Annotated in this window: 15 protein-coding genes; 9 read left to right on the top strand and 6 right to left on the bottom strand. The window is 50.0% G+C overall.

Annotated elements, in window-relative coordinates; translation table 11 throughout:
* Positions 1-217 precede the first annotated feature (217 nt).
* Positions 218-1,447, bottom strand: coding sequence for an ATP-dependent RNA helicase SrmB (srmB, locus tag BZJ17_RS12385; protein ID WP_077640932.1), 1,230 nt, complete (start codon positions 1,445-1,447; stop codon positions 218-220).
* 113 nt (positions 1,448-1,560) lie between these two features.
* Positions 1,561-2,292, bottom strand: coding sequence for a methyltransferase (locus tag BZJ17_RS12380; protein ID WP_241836802.1), 732 nt, complete (start codon positions 2,290-2,292; stop codon positions 1,561-1,563).
* 283 nt (positions 2,293-2,575) lie between these two features.
* Here BZJ17_RS12380 and brnQ point away from each other — a divergent pair, with 283 nt between their 5' ends.
* Entirely contained in the window at positions 2,576-3,880 is a 1,305-nt protein-coding gene (gene brnQ, locus BZJ17_RS12375) for a branched-chain amino acid transport system II carrier protein (protein ID WP_077640931.1), read from the top strand.
* A 62-nt stretch (positions 3,881-3,942) separates the two neighbouring features.
* Here the strand turns inward: brnQ and fldB are convergent, their stop codons facing one another.
* A complete protein-coding gene (gene fldB / locus BZJ17_RS12370) occupies positions 3,943-4,470 on the bottom strand; it encodes a flavodoxin FldB (protein ID WP_069586546.1) in 528 nt (175 codons plus the stop codon).
* A 150-nt stretch (positions 4,471-4,620) separates the two neighbouring features.
* On the opposite strand from fldB, the gene xerD reads away from it, so the two are divergent.
* From xerD to BZJ17_RS12345, 5 genes are all read left to right on the top strand, one after another.
* Positions 4,621-5,511, top strand: coding sequence for a site-specific tyrosine recombinase XerD (gene xerD, locus BZJ17_RS12365; RefSeq protein WP_069586547.1), 891 nt, complete (start codon positions 4,621-4,623; stop codon positions 5,509-5,511).
* A gap of 19 nt (positions 5,512-5,530) precedes the next feature.
* Positions 5,531-7,261 carry a single-stranded-DNA-specific exonuclease RecJ gene (gene recJ / locus BZJ17_RS12360; protein WP_077640930.1) on the top strand — a complete coding sequence of 577 codons (1,731 nt, stop codon included), beginning with the start codon at positions 5,531-5,533 and terminating at the stop codon, positions 7,259-7,261.
* Between the two features lie 91 nt (positions 7,262-7,352).
* A protein-coding gene (gene prfB, locus BZJ17_RS12355) for a peptide chain release factor 2 (protein WP_101494789.1) occupies positions 7,353-8,451 on the top strand; the annotation gives its coding sequence in 2 pieces (ribosomal slippage) (positions 7,353-7,427 and positions 7,429-8,451; 1,098 coding nt in all).
* Positions 8,452-8,477: 26 nt separating this feature from the next.
* Positions 8,478-9,986, top strand: a complete 1,509-nt coding sequence (lysS, locus tag BZJ17_RS12350; protein WP_069586549.1) for a lysine--tRNA ligase — start codon at positions 8,478-8,480, stop codon at positions 9,984-9,986.
* A gap of 230 nt (positions 9,987-10,216) precedes the next feature.
* Positions 10,217-11,554 carry a sigma-54 dependent transcriptional regulator gene (locus BZJ17_RS12345; RefSeq protein ID WP_077640929.1) on the top strand — a complete coding sequence of 446 codons (1,338 nt, stop codon included), beginning with the start codon at positions 10,217-10,219 and terminating at the stop codon, positions 11,552-11,554.
* Between the two features lie 37 nt (positions 11,555-11,591).
* Here BZJ17_RS12345 and BZJ17_RS12340 read toward each other — a convergent pair whose 3' ends face one another.
* A complete protein-coding gene (locus BZJ17_RS12340) occupies positions 11,592-12,020 on the bottom strand; it encodes a PACE efflux transporter (protein WP_077640928.1) in 429 nt (142 codons plus the stop codon).
* Between the two features lie 177 nt (positions 12,021-12,197).
* Here BZJ17_RS12340 and BZJ17_RS12335 point away from each other — a divergent pair, with 177 nt between their 5' ends.
* Positions 12,198-13,076: a LysR family transcriptional regulator gene (locus BZJ17_RS12335; protein WP_077640927.1), complete on the top strand. Its 879-nt coding sequence runs from the start codon at positions 12,198-12,200 to the stop codon at positions 13,074-13,076.
* Between the two features lie 452 nt (positions 13,077-13,528).
* Positions 13,529-13,759, top strand: a complete 231-nt coding sequence (locus tag BZJ17_RS12330; RefSeq protein WP_077640926.1) for a hypothetical protein — start codon at positions 13,529-13,531, stop codon at positions 13,757-13,759.
* An 87-nt stretch (positions 13,760-13,846) separates the two neighbouring features.
* Here BZJ17_RS12330 and BZJ17_RS12325 read toward each other — a convergent pair whose 3' ends face one another.
* Positions 13,847-14,881, bottom strand: coding sequence for an NADP(H)-dependent aldo-keto reductase (locus BZJ17_RS12325; protein ID WP_077640925.1), 1,035 nt, complete (start codon positions 14,879-14,881; stop codon positions 13,847-13,849).
* Between the two features lie 139 nt (positions 14,882-15,020).
* Here BZJ17_RS12325 and BZJ17_RS12320 point away from each other — a divergent pair, with 139 nt between their 5' ends.
* On the top strand, positions 15,021-15,323 hold the full coding sequence (locus tag BZJ17_RS12320; protein ID WP_077456307.1) for a DUF6482 family protein: 303 nt from the start codon (positions 15,021-15,023) through the stop codon (positions 15,321-15,323).
* 9 nt (positions 15,324-15,332) lie between these two features.
* On the opposite strand, the gene mutH is transcribed toward BZJ17_RS12320, so the two are convergent.
* Entirely contained in the window at positions 15,333-15,998 is a 666-nt protein-coding gene (gene mutH, locus BZJ17_RS12315) for a DNA mismatch repair endonuclease MutH (protein ID WP_069586556.1), read from the bottom strand.
* Positions 15,999-16,455 lie beyond the last annotated feature (457 nt).

The raw sequence follows: 16,455 nt of genomic DNA, 5'->3' as shown, positions 1-16,455 counted from the left end.
TACTGTGTTTGCATCATGTTGTTTTTTTATCCACCCGCATCTTAAACTGATTTGGTTCTCAATTGTTAATATTTTGTGTCATTTGATTTTTTGATGTGTGAATCTGATCGTTTTGTGTTCAGAAAAATAGGCGGGATAACAATACAAAAGGAGGCCTTATGCGGCCTCCTTCATATAAGCGATGGACAATCAAGCTGTCGCAGTAGGTAAGGGCTGTCTAGCTCTTTTTACGCTTTTTCGGCTTTTTAGCAGAAACGGCTTTTTTACCGGTTTGCTTCTTCTTTTTCTTCTTATGCTCTGCTTTTTTATGTTTTGGCTTTAGGCCATCAATGGTTCGCTCTTTAACATCTTCATCCATGTAACGCGAAATACGTTCCATCATCGGCTGATCATGGGCTTCTACCAATGATAAGGCCGAGCCTTTTTTACCCGCGCGTGCGGTGCGACCAATGCGGTGTAAGTAGACATCCGCGGTACGCGGTAAGTCGTAGTTAATCACGTGAGTAATATCTGGCACATCAATACCGCGTGCGGCGACATCGGTGGCCAGTAAGACGTTCACTTTACCTTCACTAAACCGACTAATTGCATTGTTGCGTTTGGCTTGCTGCATTTCACCTTGGATCCACGCACAATCCAGTTGTTGTGACTGCATGTAATCACGCAGATCGGCTAAACGCTCGCGTGTTTTGACAAACACAATGGCGCGCTCGGCTTGCTCGGTAAGAATATGTTTCAGCAAGGCGCGTTTATGCGCTAGATCGTCACAGCGGTGATACCACTGGGTGATTTTTTTGCGCTCCCGGCGGGGTGGCTCCACATTGATAAGCTCAGGGTCGGTCAACAAGCTTTCGGTAAATCCAGTGACGCCACGACCTTCAAGTGTGGCGGAAAACAACATGGTTTGACTGCGACGCTGACATTCATCAGAGAGACGGTTGACCGCACTGGCAAATCCCATATCGAGCATGCGGTCGGCTTCATCTAACACCAAACACTCGATGGCGCGACAGTCGAAGCGTTCTGCCTCAATGTACTCCATGAGTCGCCCCGGTGTGGCGACAACGATATCCTGTGTTTTGCCTAGCTGTTCTGCATGATCTTGATAAGAAATACCACCGGTGATGGTGAAAATCTTGAGTTCTGTGTTGACTGCCAAAGCTCGGGCTTCGTCAGCGACCTGAATCGCGAGCTCCCGGGTGGGGGTCAAAATCAGCACTCGCGCCGGTCCAGGCTTTTGGCGAGGAAAGTCGAGCAAGTGCTGTAGCATAGGCAACAAGAAGGCGGCGGTTTTGCCTGTACCTGTTGGCGCAGAGGCTAAAATGTCGCGTCCATCCATCCCGTGGGGGATAACCTCGGATTGGATAAGCGTTGGACGTTGATAGCCCATATCGTCGAGGGCACTGAGCAATTCAGGATCGAGCTCAAGTTCGGCAAAGCTTCGCACAGGGTTGTTCTCCAAGGACAGTTAAGAGCGGCATTATATACGTAAATCGCGTCGATATGCAGAGTATCAGTAAATAGATCATACCGAGTGACCACCAGAAAGGTGTGTACTGACTAAGGCAATTTTAGGTAAAAATCGCGCGTTAATGCAGCAAACGCGGGGGTAAAGTGGTTATGGTCATCACGTAACACCAGCGTATCAGAGATCAATGGATGCGTCGTGGGGCTGAGGGTAAAAAGTAATCGTGATGCGGGTTTGCTAGGGGTCGGGTGAACGTACACCTGACGATGTAGGTGCAGACCATATTGTGTCGCATCGGCAATCAATCGCTCGCCTTCGGTAACGGGTAAGATAAGATCGGCACATCCGCTTGGGGTTAACCGCGCCGCGAGCACGTGAAGTAGCGCCTCATGCGTCAATGTGTGTGCATGCCTAGCCGTGGCACGCTTGGCATCGCGTGCGGTTTGTCCGCTGGTAAAATAGGGAGGGTTACATACGATGTGCTCAAAGCGTGTGCACGTGTGCCACTGTGTAATGTCACCTTGTCGAAGTTGAATTTGCGCTGCAAAGGGGGAGACACGCACGTTTCGGGTTGCACAGGCATAAGCGGCGGGATCGTACTCGATGGCGGTGAGCGATAAATGTTGAAAACGCTGCGCAAGCATCAAGCTCAGAAGGCCGGTTCCTGTGCCAATATCGAGGCTATTTTTCGCTTGTTTGGGGTTAGCCCAAGCGCCCAGCAATACCCCATCGGTACTGACTTTCATCCCACAGTTGTCTTGAGTCACGCTAAATTGTTTGAATCGAAATTCGCTCACTGGGTTGCCTTTATCCGCTTGATTCATCCTGCCCACAGAGCAGTGTTTTTTACTATTGTGTAATCAATCTGTTACTGGTTGGGGCTGTTAAAAAATATCGCTTTTAACATCACAGCCAGTTTATTGAGCTAACTGTTACTTTTAAAACAGAAGATCACAAGGTTTTGCTGCTATGGCTTTACTGTGATGGCGATCTTGTTCATTATTCTAAATTCTGCCCGTTGTATGAAACAAAATATTATAAATCTAGGTTTCAGCTGGGCGAATCATTACTCATTGCAAACACCATCTAAAGCTGTAGGAATTAATCGTGACTAAGCGTTTAAAATTAGTTGATATTTTAGCGTTAGGTTTTATGACCTTCGCCTTTTTCTTAGGCGCAGGGAATATCATCTTCCCGCCTCAAGCTGGCATGCTAGCCGGTGAACACTTCACATCCGCCATGACGGGCTTTTTGATCACGGCTGTTGGTCTCCCGCTGGTTGGTATCATTGCGGTTGCCATCGCTGGTGGCGGCTGGAAAGGCCTGACGCGTGATTTACCCTCGGGACTCGCCACGTTAATGGCGGTGCTGATTTTTATCATTATCGGTCCTGCTTTTGCTGCGCCTCGTGCTGGGCTCGTTGCTTACGAAATTGGCTTTAAGCCCTTTTTGCTCGAGCCAGGCCAAGTCGAACTGACAGCTTTCTCCATCGTCTTTTTTGCCGTTGCTATGTTTTTCTCACTCTCTCAGGGCAAATTAATAGACTCGATTGGTAAGCTACTGACTCCACTGCTATTCGCGGCGTTGGCAATTCTCGCGATTGCTGTGATTGTCAATCCTCAGGGTGACGTGGCAGCTGCGCAAGGCGCCTATGTGAACAACGCACTGACCACAGGTTTCCTCGAAGGTTATAACACCATGGATACCTTTGCGGCCCTTATGTTCGGTATGCTGATTGTCGATGTGATTCGCAAAAAAGGCATCGAAGACAATAAAACTACCTGTATGTATCTGATTTACGCAGGCGTGATTGCGGCAGCCGGCTTGGCGTTTGTTTATATTTCTCTGTTCTATCTGGGGTCGACTGCCAGTGAAGTGGCCGCTGGGACCCAAAATGGTGGCGAAATCATGGCCGCCTACGTCAATGCATTGTTTGGTCCTGTGGGGCAAATGATTTTAGCGGCGATTATTGGCTTGGCCTGTCTCACTACAGTGATTGGCTTGGTAAGCGCCTGCGCCGATTACTTTAGCACCTTGACTCGTTGGACCTATCGCCGCTGGGTGGTTGTGGTGTCTTTAGCCTGTGCAATTGTTGCAAATGTGGGCCTTAAACAACTGATCGCGATCTCAGTGCCGGTATTGTTTGCCCTGTATCCGGTTGCGATTGCCTTGATCGGTTTGACCTTTATCCGTCGCTGGTTGCCAAACCCAGCATTGGGTTATCGTGTCGTACTCGGTGTAGCCTTGTTATTTAGCCTACTCGATGCGGTGAAAGTGATGGGTGTGGATATGAGCGCCTTTAACTTCTTGCCATTGTTCGATGTCGGCATGGCATGGTTACTCCCGACCGTGGCGGCCATGATCGTGGCGAAATGGCTTGGGACCAGTTCGGACAAGTTCGCGCAAGCGTAACGACCTTATCCAATAAAAAAACCGCGCTCAAGCGCGGTTTTTTTGTATCAACAGGCGAGGTATCAGGCCTGTTCGAGTAACGCTTGGTATTCAACCAAAACTTGCTCGCACCAGGTGTGAATCCGTTCGTCGCTTAGGTCGTACTCGCTGTCTTCGTCTAGGGCCAAGCCAACAAACTGTTTTCCATCGTCTGTCACGGCTTTAGACGCATCAAAGCGGTAGCCTTCGGTAGGCCAATAGCCAATAAATTGCGCACCACTGCCTTGCAGCTGCTGGTGGAGCATGCCCATGGCATCGAGGTACCATTCGGCATAGCCTTCTTGGTCGCCAAGGCCAAATAATGCAATCACTTTGCCTTGCAGTTGCAGACTATCAATGTCTTGCCAAACGGCTTCCCAATCTTCTTGCAGCTCACCGAAGTCCCAAGTTGAAATGCCGAGAAGTAGCAAGTCATACTCTGCCATTTTGGCCAGCGGCGTTTCTTTGACGTTGTGCAACTCAACCAAATCGTCGCCGATAAAGTCACGGATCTTTTCCGCTGCCATTTCGGTATAACAGGTGGTTGAGCCATAAAACAGACCGATTCTCATAGTTTGACTCATTTGGTTTGGTTACCTGCAGTTTACCTGCTGGTGGGTAATTTGATCCAGCAAGCGGCGCCGACATTTTGTATAATGACCCGCGCTAAGTCGCGTGTGGCGCCCTTATTATTCGAGTTTTCCCCAATAAGCAGGCTGAATGTGAACAAGAATGTTGAATTAATCGAGCAGTTCCTCGATGCCATGTGGATGGAGCGGGGGCTATCGGAAAACACCCTCGGCTCTTATCGGAATGACTTGCTCAAGCTCTGCCACTGGCTTGATAGCCGTGCATTGCTGTCGGTGAGTAAACAGGACTTGCAGGATTATCAGTACTGGTTACACGAACAAGCCTACCAGCCCAGCAGCCGAGCCCGTATGGTGTCGGCACTACGTCGTTTGTTCCAGTATCTATACCGTCAAAAACTGCGTCCGGATGATCCGAGTGCCACCTTAATTAGCCCTAAACAACCGAAACGCTTGCCGAAAGATCTCAGTGAAGATCAAATTGATGCATTACTCGATGCGCCCAATACCGACGATCCGCTGGAGCTGCGCGACAAAGCCATGCTTGAGTTGCTTTACGCCACGGGGTTGCGTGTCACTGAGCTGGTGGGCTTGACCACCGAAAATGTGAGTTTACGGCAAGGGGTGGTCCGTGTGGTCGGTAAAGGCGACAAGGAGCGCTTGGTGCCGATGGGAGAAACTGCGGTAGACTGGTTGGAGCACTATTTGGCGCACAGCCGGCCTGTGCTGCTTGGCGAAACCAGTACCGATGTCTTTTTCCCCAGTAAACGGGCGCGACAGATGACACGCCAAACGTTTTGGCACCGGATTAAGTATTACGCTCAGCTGGCAGGGATTGATAGCGACGCGCTCTCCCCGCATGTGTTGCGCCACGCCTTTGCCACCCATCTGCTCAATCACGGTGCTGATTTGCGTGTGGTACAAATGTTACTTGGCCATAGCGACCTCTCGACGACCCAAATATATACCCATGTTGCGACTGAGCGCTTGAAACAGCTGCATCAAACTCATCATCCACGCGGCTAACCCTGATTGGTGATTTTCCATGATAGAGATAAAACGACGAATGCCGACGGTTACGCCGGCCTTTAGTGATGATATTCCCCCTTTACTACAACGCTTGTATGCCAACCGAGGACTGCGCGAAGACAGTGAGTTAAACCGCAGTGTGGCAGGCTTGCATCAATACCAAGCGTTAACCGGTATCGAAGGCGCTGTCGCACTACTATCGGAGGCGATCGCAACCCACAAGTCGATTCTGATTGTGGGAGACTTTGACGCTGATGGCGCGACCTCGTCGGCGCTCTCGGTAAAGGCGCTTCGCATGATGGGTGCAACGCGGGTCGATTATTTAGTGCCCAACCGTTTTGACGATGGTTATGGACTGAGTCCTGAGGTCGTCGATCAAGCGGCTGAGCGTGATGCTGATCTCATCATGACCGTTGATAATGGTGTGTCATCGTTGGCCGGAGTCGCGCATGCCAAAGCGTTAGGCATGCAAGTGGTGGTGACCGATCACCACCTACCCGGAGAGCAGCTTCCGGACGCAGATGCGATGGTAAACCCTAATCTAAATGACTGTGGCTTCCCGTCCAAAGCCCTGGCCGGTGTTGGTGTGGCATTTTATTTAATGCTGGCATTGCGGGCCCATTTGCGTGAACAAGGTTGGTTTGAGCAACAAGGCATTGCGATACCGAACTTGGCGGAACTGCTTGATTTGGTTGCATTGGGGACGGTGGCCGACGTAGTGGCATTGGATGCCAACAACCGTATCTTGGTGCACCAAGGCTTACAGCGCATTCGGGCAGGCCGATGTTGCCCCGGTATTCAGGCACTGATCGAAGTCGCTAACCGAAACATGGCGACCTTGGTGGCCAGCGACTTTGGATTTGCTTTAGGCCCAAGGATCAACGCAGCGGGGCGACTGGATGATATGTCGTTTGGGGTGGAGCTATTACTGAGCAACAATATCCACGCCGCGCGACGCATGGCCTCTGAGTTGGACGCACTTAATCAAACCCGCAAAGAAATTGAAGCCGGGATGAAGCAAGAAGCGGTAGCATGGTGTGAGCGCTTGATTGCTGAAAAAAGCGAGCAAGACTTACCTGTTGGCCTCGCACTCTTTCAACGAGATTGGCATCAAGGCGTGATTGGTATTTTAGCCTCGCGTCTGAAAGAGCAGTTTCATCGTCCCGTGATCGCTTTTGCCGATGGAGGCGATGGCACCATTAAAGGCTCGGCGCGTTCGATTCCAGGATTGCACATGCGCGATACGCTGGATCGGATCGATACTCAGCATCCCGGCTTGATCAAAAAGTTTGGCGGGCATGCCATGGCGGCAGGGCTGACTATCGATGAGAGTGAATTTGAGCGTTTTGCCCGTTTGTTTGATACGCAAGTACGTGAGGCAGTTAGCGAGGATGATCTCAAAGGCGTACTACTCAGTGATGGGGAACTGTCGAGTCGTGACTTGAGCATCGAAACCGCGGAGCTTATCCAAGCGGGGGGACCTTGGGGACAAGGATTTCCGGAGCCGCAATTTGATGGCACGTTTAAGGTGTTACAGCAAAAGCTGGTTGGCAGTAAGCATCTGAAATTAATGGTGGAGCATCCAGACGGTGGTGCCATGATTGATGCAATTGCGTTTAATATCGATGTGCGCCGTTGGCCGGACCCGAGTGTGAAGCAGATGCGGTTAGTCTACCGACTGGATATTAACGAGTTTCGTGGTAATCGCAGTGCGCAATTGATTGTTTCTCATCTGGAGAGTGCTTAATTGTGCGGCTTTTTCCGTCATGCCCTGTTTATTGACCCCACAATTCGCTAAAATTCGGCGGTTAAATTTCCGCAAATGAAGATGCTTGACCATGTTTGAGATCAATCCAATCAAAAACCGCCTCGCGGACATCGCTGAACGCACCGATGTTCTTCGGGGGTATCTTTGACTACGATGCCAAGAAAGAGCGTCTAGAAGAAGTTAATGCCGAATTAGAACAGCCAGACGTCTGGAACGAACCTGAGCGCGCACAAGCTCTGGGCAAAGAGCGTGCCTCGCTGGAAGCTGTGGTTGAAACCATTGACCAACTCACCCAAGGTGGTGAGGATGTTAACGAGCTTTTGATGCTCGCCGTTGAAGAAGACGATCAAGAAACCTTTGATGAAGTCGAGCCAGAGCTTGCCGACTTAGAAGCCAAACTTGAGAAGCTGGAATTTCGCCGTATGTTCGCCGGTGAACACGATGCGTCAGATTGCTATATCGATCTGCAAGCCGGTTCCGGCGGTACAGAAGCGCAAGATTGGACCAACATGATGTTACGCATGTACTTGCGTTGGGCCGATGCGAAAGGCTTTAAAGCGGAAGTCATTGAAGTGTCTGAAGGTGAAGTCGCCGGCTTAAAGTCTGCCACCGTGCGCATTACAGGTGAATACGCCTACGGTTGGTTACGTACCGAAACCGGGGTGCATCGTTTGGTTCGTAAGTCACCGTTTGATTCGGGTGGTCGCCGCCATACCTCGTTTGCGTCTGCGTTTGTTTACCCTGAAATTGATGATGATATTGCTATCGACATCAATCCTGCCGATCTGCGCATTGATGTGTATCGCGCGTCTGGCGCGGGTGGTCAGCACGTTAACACCACAGAGTCTGCGGTTCGTATTACCCACGTGCCGACCAATACGGTGGTGCAGTGCCAGAACGACCGTTCGCAGCATAAAAACAAAGACCAAGCGATGAAGCAGCTTCGCGCCAAACTGTTTGAGCTTGAGTTGCAAAAGCAAAACGCGGAAAAACAAGCCAACGAAGACGCGAAGTCAGATATCGGCTGGGGAAGCCAGATCCGTTCCTACGTGCTGGATGACTCACGCATCAAGGACTTGCGCACCGGGGTTGAAAACCGCAATACACAGGCCGTACTTGACGGCGATTTAGATAAATTTATTGAAGCCAGCCTCAAATCTGGCCTGTAATCACGACTTTGAGTAAAGGGTTTTCTATGACTGACCAGTTACAAGACGAAAATAAGCTGATAGCCGAGCGTCGCGCCAAACTGAATCACATCCGTGAAAACTGCAAGGCGAACGGTCATCCGAATGATTTCCGTCGCGAGCACCTTGCTGCGGACCTACAAGCTGAATTTGGCGAAAAAGAAAAAGCTGAGCTAGAAGCGCTCGATCATAAAGTGACCATCGCAGGCCGTATCATGGCGAAACGTGGTCCTTTCTTGGTGGTACAAGACGTCTCGGGCCGTATTCAAGCCTATGCCTCTAAAGACGTTCAAAAGGCACTGAAGGCCGAATACCACGGATTGGATATCGGTGACATCATTGGTGTACACGGTGCGCTGCACAAATCCGGCAAAGGCGATCTGTATGTCAATATGGAACGCTACCAGTTGCTGACCAAGGCCTTGCGTCCACTGCCTGAAAAATTCCATGGCTTGGCTGATCAAGAGCTGCGCTATCGTCAGCGCTATGTAGATTTGATCGTCAACGAAGAATCGCGTCAGGCGTTTCAAATCCGTTCGAGTGTAGTGACTGCTATCCGTAACTACATGGTAGAAAAACACTTTATGGAAGTAGAAACCCCGATGATGCATGTCATCCCTGGGGGCGCGACTGCACGTCCATTTATCACTCACCACAATGCGCTAGACATTGATATGTACTTGCGTGTGGCGCCAGAGCTTTATCTCAAGCGTTTGGTCGTGGGTGGTTTTGAGCGTGTGTTCGAGATTAACCGCAACTTCCGTAACGAAGGCTTGTCGCCTCGTCATAACCCAGAATTCACTATGATGGAATTCTATATGGCGTACGCGGATTACAATGATTTGATGGACTTGACCGAAGACATGCTATCGCGTGTTGCTCTCGAGGTTCTGGGGCAGTCTGTGATGCCATATGGCGAGCATGAAATTAACTTTGCCGGTCCATACCCACGTATGACCATGCTGGATGCGATCAAGCAGTACAACCCTGATCATGCTGAGATCCAAGCACTGACCTACGAGAATGCGCAAGACCGTGATCACCTCGCGGCGATTGCTAAATCACTGAAAATCAGTGTGGAGTCATTCTGGACGGCCGGTCAGCTGATGGAAGAAATCTTTGGTGAAACCGCTGAGCCTCAGTTGATTCAGCCAACTTTTATCACAGAGTATCCTGCGGATATTTCACCACTGGCACGTCGCAACGATGATAACCCGTTTGTAACCGATCGCTTTGAGTTCTTTGTCGGTGGTCGTGAAGTGGCGAACGGTTTCTCGGAGCTGAATGACGCAGAAGATCAAGACGCACGCTTTAAAGCCCAAGTGGAAGCGAAAGACGCGGGCGACGATGAAGCTATGTACTATGATGCAGACTACATCAATGCGCTTGAGCATGGTTTGCCGCCAACGGCAGGACAGGGGATTGGTATTGATCGCCTAGTGATGCTATTTACCAACACGCATACCATCCGTGACGTTATTCTATTCCCAGCGATGCGCCCACAACAAAACGGCTAAATCGCTAGGTTTTATGAAAAAGCGGCTTTCGAGCCGCTTTTTTTCTATCAGCGGAATCATGCCCGCGCTAAAAGCCTTATTTTATGCTGCTTTTTGCGACGAGTGACTAAAATTATACGTATTCTGACCTACTCAATGTCTCTTTATTGAGACAGAATCAGGACTGAGCCTCCTTATAATGGGGCTTTGGTTCTTCCGCAGTATCACAGACTGGATGTAAGGCAGAGGTTATGGGATTACACACAGGGAGTGAAACAAACTTGAGCTCATTGGTGGTCGTCGGGGGCCCGTATGAGCCTTGGATAGCAACCCTGGAACAAGCAGGCTGGCGGTGTCATCGTTGTTATGACTTGCGCGCAGCGCAATCTTTGTTGCAAGACATTGGCCCCTGTATTGGTATTGTTGACTTAAGCCACGATGATTTTAGCCTCAATGGCGTCGCGTCTATGGTTAACCGTAACAAGCAAGTGCGTTGGTTGGCCTTGGTGCGTGAAGAGCAATTGGGGAATGAAGCAATCTGCCAGTTTATTGTCAGCTTTTGCATTGATTACTTCACCTCGCCAGTGCCGAACTCACAGTTGATGAGCACCATTGGTCACCAATTGGGGATGCTGCGTTTGGAGCGTCAGGTGTGGCCCCACTTGGGCGATCACAGTGATATGGGCTTGGAAGGCAAAAGCCCTGCGATGAAAAAGCTGCGAGATCAGGTGCGACGTGTTGCGCCGACCGATGTGTCTGTGCTGGTGGCCGGTGAGAGTGGGACAGGTAAAGAGTTGGTCGCACTGGCGATTCATAACGCCTCTACCCGCGCCAAAGGCCCGTTTGAGTCGATTAAATGCTCGGCATTGGCCGACGAGCAAATGCAGCAAGAGTTATTGGGTGATGACGAGACGCCGGGAAAAATACGCCAATGCCACAAAGGCACCTTATTTTTTGATGAAATCGGTGACTTACCGCTGCACTTACAAAGCCATTTGTTGCATTTACTGCAAGAGGGGATGCTGGACATCAGTCACGACAAATACAATCGTGATTTGGATGTGCGCGTCATTGCCTCAACCCATATGGATTTAGAGAAACGGGTCGCTGAAGGATTGTTCCGAGAAGATCTGTATTACCGGCTGAATGTGTTACGTATTAACATGCCGTCGTTGAAAGATAGGCAAGCCGATGTCACTGACTTAGCCGACTATTTTCTGCTCAAATTTGCCCGTCAATATAATACCCAAGCGCGAACGTTTTCAGATGAAGCCAAGAGTGTATTAAGCGCCTATTCATGGCCGGGGAACGTGCGGGAGTTAATCAATCAAGTCAAACGGGCCGTGCTTCTTGCCGATCACTTGGTCATCGAAGCGGAACATCTCGATTTACCTCGCCAAGGGGACTACAAACAAAGTCTGCGCAAAATACGCGAAGAGTCAGAGCGCGATGCATTGATTGCGGTACTTGAGTCGAACAAAGGGCAGGTGTCGGCAGCGGCGAGAGAGTTGGGCGTGTCGCGAGCCACCATGTATCGCTTGCTCAACAAACATAACTTGATCCCGACCCCTCGCACGTTTCGTCAATAGAAAGATTGAGCTGGGCTGCTTCCGTGCAGCCTGACCATTACGCTTGGGGAGAATGGGAAGGGATCGGAAAGACTTGATCATAGACCCAGTTATAGACAAAGGCGTAAAACAAGTAGAACACAACCATACCTAAATCCATCACCACGGCTTGCCAAAGGGTCATCGAGAGCCACCACATAATAAACGGAATGGTGACCACCAAAAGCCCAGCTTCAAAAAGCACGGCGTGCAGGATTCGGATTGGCAGGGTTTTGAGGACACTGCCTCGCATCGCGAGCATGGCTCTATCAAACAGGATGTTATACACATAGTTCCAACCCGTCGCGATCACGGAAAACAGCACGCCCATCACCCCCAAGTGGCCGATATCAGCCCCCAATATAAAATTGAGCCCGACTACCACTAGAATTAGGCCTATTAATTCAAAGCCAATGGCATGACGCCAGCGGTCGGCTTTTGTTCGCATTACAACCTCACACAACACAATCAATTTACGTTATTCGCGACCGATAGTGGCGACGCTAGGGAGAAGACTCCGTTTCGCCTACTATCGAGCTTCTGGGCTATTGTATAGGTAAAATAGATGTATATAAGTTAGTAACTATCGTATAAATAGATAGATGATAATTCTCGGGAGAGCTTGATGGCGTTTTCATTGGATCAATTAGCCGCGTTTGTGACGACAGCACAGACTGGCTCCTTTTCTGCGGCGGCGAGAAAGCTGGGTAAAGCACAATCTGTGGTCAGCACCGCGGTCGCGAATCTAGAGATTGATTGGGCGGTAACGTTATTCGATCGTCAAGGGCGCTACCCGGTGCTGACAGAGCAAGGTGAGGCACTGCTGGGCAAAGCGAAGCGAATTTTAATTGAAATGCAGCGTCTTCAAGCCAGCGCCGATGCGTTTGCAACCGGAGTTGAAACCTGTCTCACTATTGCTGCAGAGTCTGCCGCGATCTCGCCCAGTATTGCTGCGCGTCTGGCGGCGTTTGAACAGCAATTTCCACAGGTCGAAATTGAAATTCTCACCGCCGCTTATGTGGATGTGATTAGCTTACTTGAGCAAGGGCGCGCGCAATTAGGGCTTCTGGTTCAGGAGCAACAGCTGCCGACAGCCTTTGAATTTCATAACCTTGAGATGATGCAAATGTGTGCGGTTTGCAGTGCTCAGCATCCACTCGCGCGGTTAACGCACTTTGATTGGCCGGAAATTGTGAAGCATCGCCAAATTGTAGTGGCCGGACGAGATAGGCACGCGGCGCCGCGTTGGCAATATGCAGACAATGCATGGCGAACAGAAAATTTGAGTGTGGCATTGCGTTTGGTTGAGGCGGGGATTGGTTGGGCAGAGCTGCCCTTCTCATTGGTGGAAACGGCGGTTCAACAAGGTGAATTAGTGATTTTGCCTTCCGATCTTGCTCAAGATAGCTGGGAACTTTTTGTCGATTTGGTTTGGTTGCCTCAGCAGGCTATGGGGATAGCCCTACAAGCGTTGCGCCAACAGCTTATTGCCTCAAAGGTTTAGTTATCGCCCGTTCAATGAGTTTAAGGCTCGAAGGGGATGAAAGCGACAGCTGATGCTGAGATAGGAACAGAATAATTATCTATTTATGTCACAGCCTTGTTAACCAGAGCAGTGCAAATACAAGGTTGCTAAAAACGATAGCAGAGTATTGCGTTAAATTTGCACAATATTCGAATAAGTTATTGAATATAATGATGTGATATTGAACAATAAACCCTCAAGTCACGCAGATTCATGTGTATTTAGGAGGCAACATGACATACATACCGAGCCAAAAACAGGGTGTCATCTTTGCCTCAGCGATGGGTCGTGCCAATCATTGCGCACGAGATACCCGCTTATACATCTGACTCTGCGACCAATTGTAACTGGCCGCGGGCATAATGCGGCCAGATTGCAGTACCTCTACGTATTGTGCCTGTGGCCTCCTTTAACCAACAAGGAGAGCCAACATGACTCAACTATCTTTATACCCATTAGCGCAAGCTGTTGTTCGTATCGATGCACTTCGTCGACGTCGTACCAACGCGAACCGCTATCGAATTGCCAATGTTGCATTGAACCGTCATTTGCAGCGTGATATTGGTATCACCGCCGACTTTCAAGATGGGTTGCCTGTGAGTACACATTTCGCGGCAAAACGCTATCTTGTGACATGGCGACGACGATGGCGGTGGCTGTAATGGGTCCCAGAAAGCGGCGTTTGAGAGCAAACGCCGCCCTATCTAATCACCCTCTCCGCGGCAGCCTATAAGGCTGCCGTTTCTTGTTTAAGGGCATGGGTTTGGATAGCGAGTAGCGATATCGTCAATCCCCGCGAGGACGTCGTCACTGAGGGTAATATCGAGACTATCGATATTGCTTTCTAGCTGTTTTAGGGTGGTTGCGCCAATAATATTGGAGGCAACGAAAGGGCGAGAGTTGACAAAGGCGAGCGCCATTTGCGCCGGATCCAAGCCGTGCGCTCGGGCTAACTCAACGTATTCCTGCGTCGCTTTTTGTCCTGCTTCAGTAAAATAGCGAGAAAAACGCTGATGTAAGGTACAACGCGCACCAGAGGGACGCGCGCCGCCCAAATACTTACCACTGAGGGCACCGAAGGCAAGGGGGGAGTAGGCAAGTAGCTCGACGCCTTCGTGATGACTGATTTCAGACAGGCCAACTTCAAAGCTACGGTTAAGTAAATTATAGGGATTTTGGATCGATACAATCCGCGTCAGGCTATGTTTTTCGGCTAAATGCAAATAGCTCATCACGCCCCAAGGCGTCTCATTTGATACCCCGACGTAGCGGATTTTACCAGCTTTCACCAGATCATTTAACGCATCCAGGGTATCTAGCAAGGTGACGCCGGAGTGCTCGTCTTGATACGGATAGTTCAATTTGCCAAAACAGTTATTGTGACGCTGTGGCCAGTGCACCTGATACAAATCGATGTAGTCAGTTTTTAAGCGCGATAAGCTGTCTTCAACGGCTTGATGAATGTGGCGACGATTGAGGGACATATCCTCACGAATGTAAGGCACATTGCGTGGACCAGCGACTTTGGTCGCCAAGATCACACGATCACGCTTCCCTGACTTTTCTAACCAACTTCCAATATACGCCTCGGTTCGGCCTTGGGTGGCTTGGCTGGGCGGAACCGGATACATTTCGGCGGTATCGATAAAATTAACGCCGCGCTCAAGGGCAAAATCCAATTGCGCATGGGCATCGGCTTCGGTGTTTTGCTCACCGAAGGTCATGGTGCCCAAGCACACTTTACTGACATCTAAGGTGGAATGGGGCAGGCGGTGGTATTGCATCCTGTCTCCTTGTCTGCAATCGACCTATGGTATTCCATAGTAGAGAATTTTATTGCTCAGCAAAAGCGTTGTGGCGCCTTGCTTGACAGTTTCTCCGATCCTGTTCTTTACTGATAAAGATCACAACGAGGAGAGCATCATGAACTATGGACAACTTAAGGCATGGATGCGCGCCGACCCGCGCTCTTGCCCCCAATGTTATGTGATGGCGCACGCCGGTGGTGCGAAATATTCCGTTGAAGTGGAGGTGAAACACCACCTCGAACCTTTGCGTGACGATGCCACCGGTGAAGTGATGCAGTTTGATAATGTGGGTCAAGTGGGAGACCGCTTAAAGGCGCTGGGAATTGAACAGGGTGTATTGCGCTTGTTCGACCCTTACGACGAGTTCGCCACCGGTGATCAACCGCCCTGCAAAGAGGACATGCCGATACGCTTTTAGGCCGTTCGGTCAGCTGACGAAAAATCGGCTTAGAATATGATGGGTGAACTGGGTGCGCAGATAAAAGCCACGCGGTAGGGTTTTGATCGGTTCGCCCTTTGCCCCAAACGCATCGGTGAGTGCATGGCTGTTGGCGGCTTTGGGGCGCAGCTGTAAATACTGGCCGTGACGCGCGGTAATATCATTCACCCGTCCTAAGGCAATCAAATCCATCAGCTCTTCCCAATCGGCACGCAGCTGCGCGTCTTCTTCTCGACTGGGTGACCAGAGCAGGGGAGTGCCAATGCGTCGCTCTGCGAGTGGGATAGTGCGTTCTCCCTCAACGGGAACCCAAAGAACACGAGAGAGTTTGTGCCGAACATGGCTGTGTTCCCACTGTACACCACTGATCCCCGTCAAAGGCGCAACACACACAAAGGTGGTTTCGAGTGGCTTGCCATGCGCGTTAACGGGGATCGTTTTCAGCTCAATCCCCAAATGAGCAAAGTCTTGCTCGGGCTTACTTCCTGCCGTCGCGCCCAAGCAGGTTTCTAACAACATGCCTACCCAGCCTTTTTCTCGGCTCAGATCGGCCGGACAGGCGATCCCATGCTCGTGGCTGATTTCCCCTAGCGTAAAACCGGCTAAATCAGCGGCACGCTGCATGAGTTCTGATTCGGACTGTGGTGGCTGCATATAGATAGCTTTTCGGCAACGGGTAATGTTTGGCATAAGATGACCGGCATTATCGTTAAGCGTCGAGCGAGGCGCAAGGATCCTTATGGTGAAGATCAATCTTGCAGCGCTTTAGTTATCCACAGAAAGATAAGTGTTGCGTATAAAAATCGCGATCATGATCATATATACAGTACCCTTTTTACCTGTGTTAGGTGAGTAACTAACGATATTGTTGGATTTTTGCGCTAACGATGTGGATAATTTACTAACTGATGGATCTTTGAGCGATCTGTGTGCAAAGGATGATCGAAAGATCGCCACAAGGATCTTTTCTGGGTTTTATGTTTCTAATATTCTGATTTATATAGGTTATTTTTGTTTTTGTTTAATTATAAATCAGATTAACTGATCTTGAGCTGATGACGTTTTAGACATAAATCAGATTAACTGATCTTGAGCTGATGACGTTTTAGAC

The sequence above is a fragment of the Salinivibrio sp. IB574 genome (genome assembly GCF_001996205.1).
In the GTDB taxonomy this organism is placed as follows: Bacteria; Pseudomonadota; Gammaproteobacteria; order Enterobacterales; family Vibrionaceae; genus Salinivibrio; species Salinivibrio proteolyticus.
Note: the sequence above shows the minus strand (reverse complement) of the source record. Positions and strands in the feature narration are given on the sequence as shown.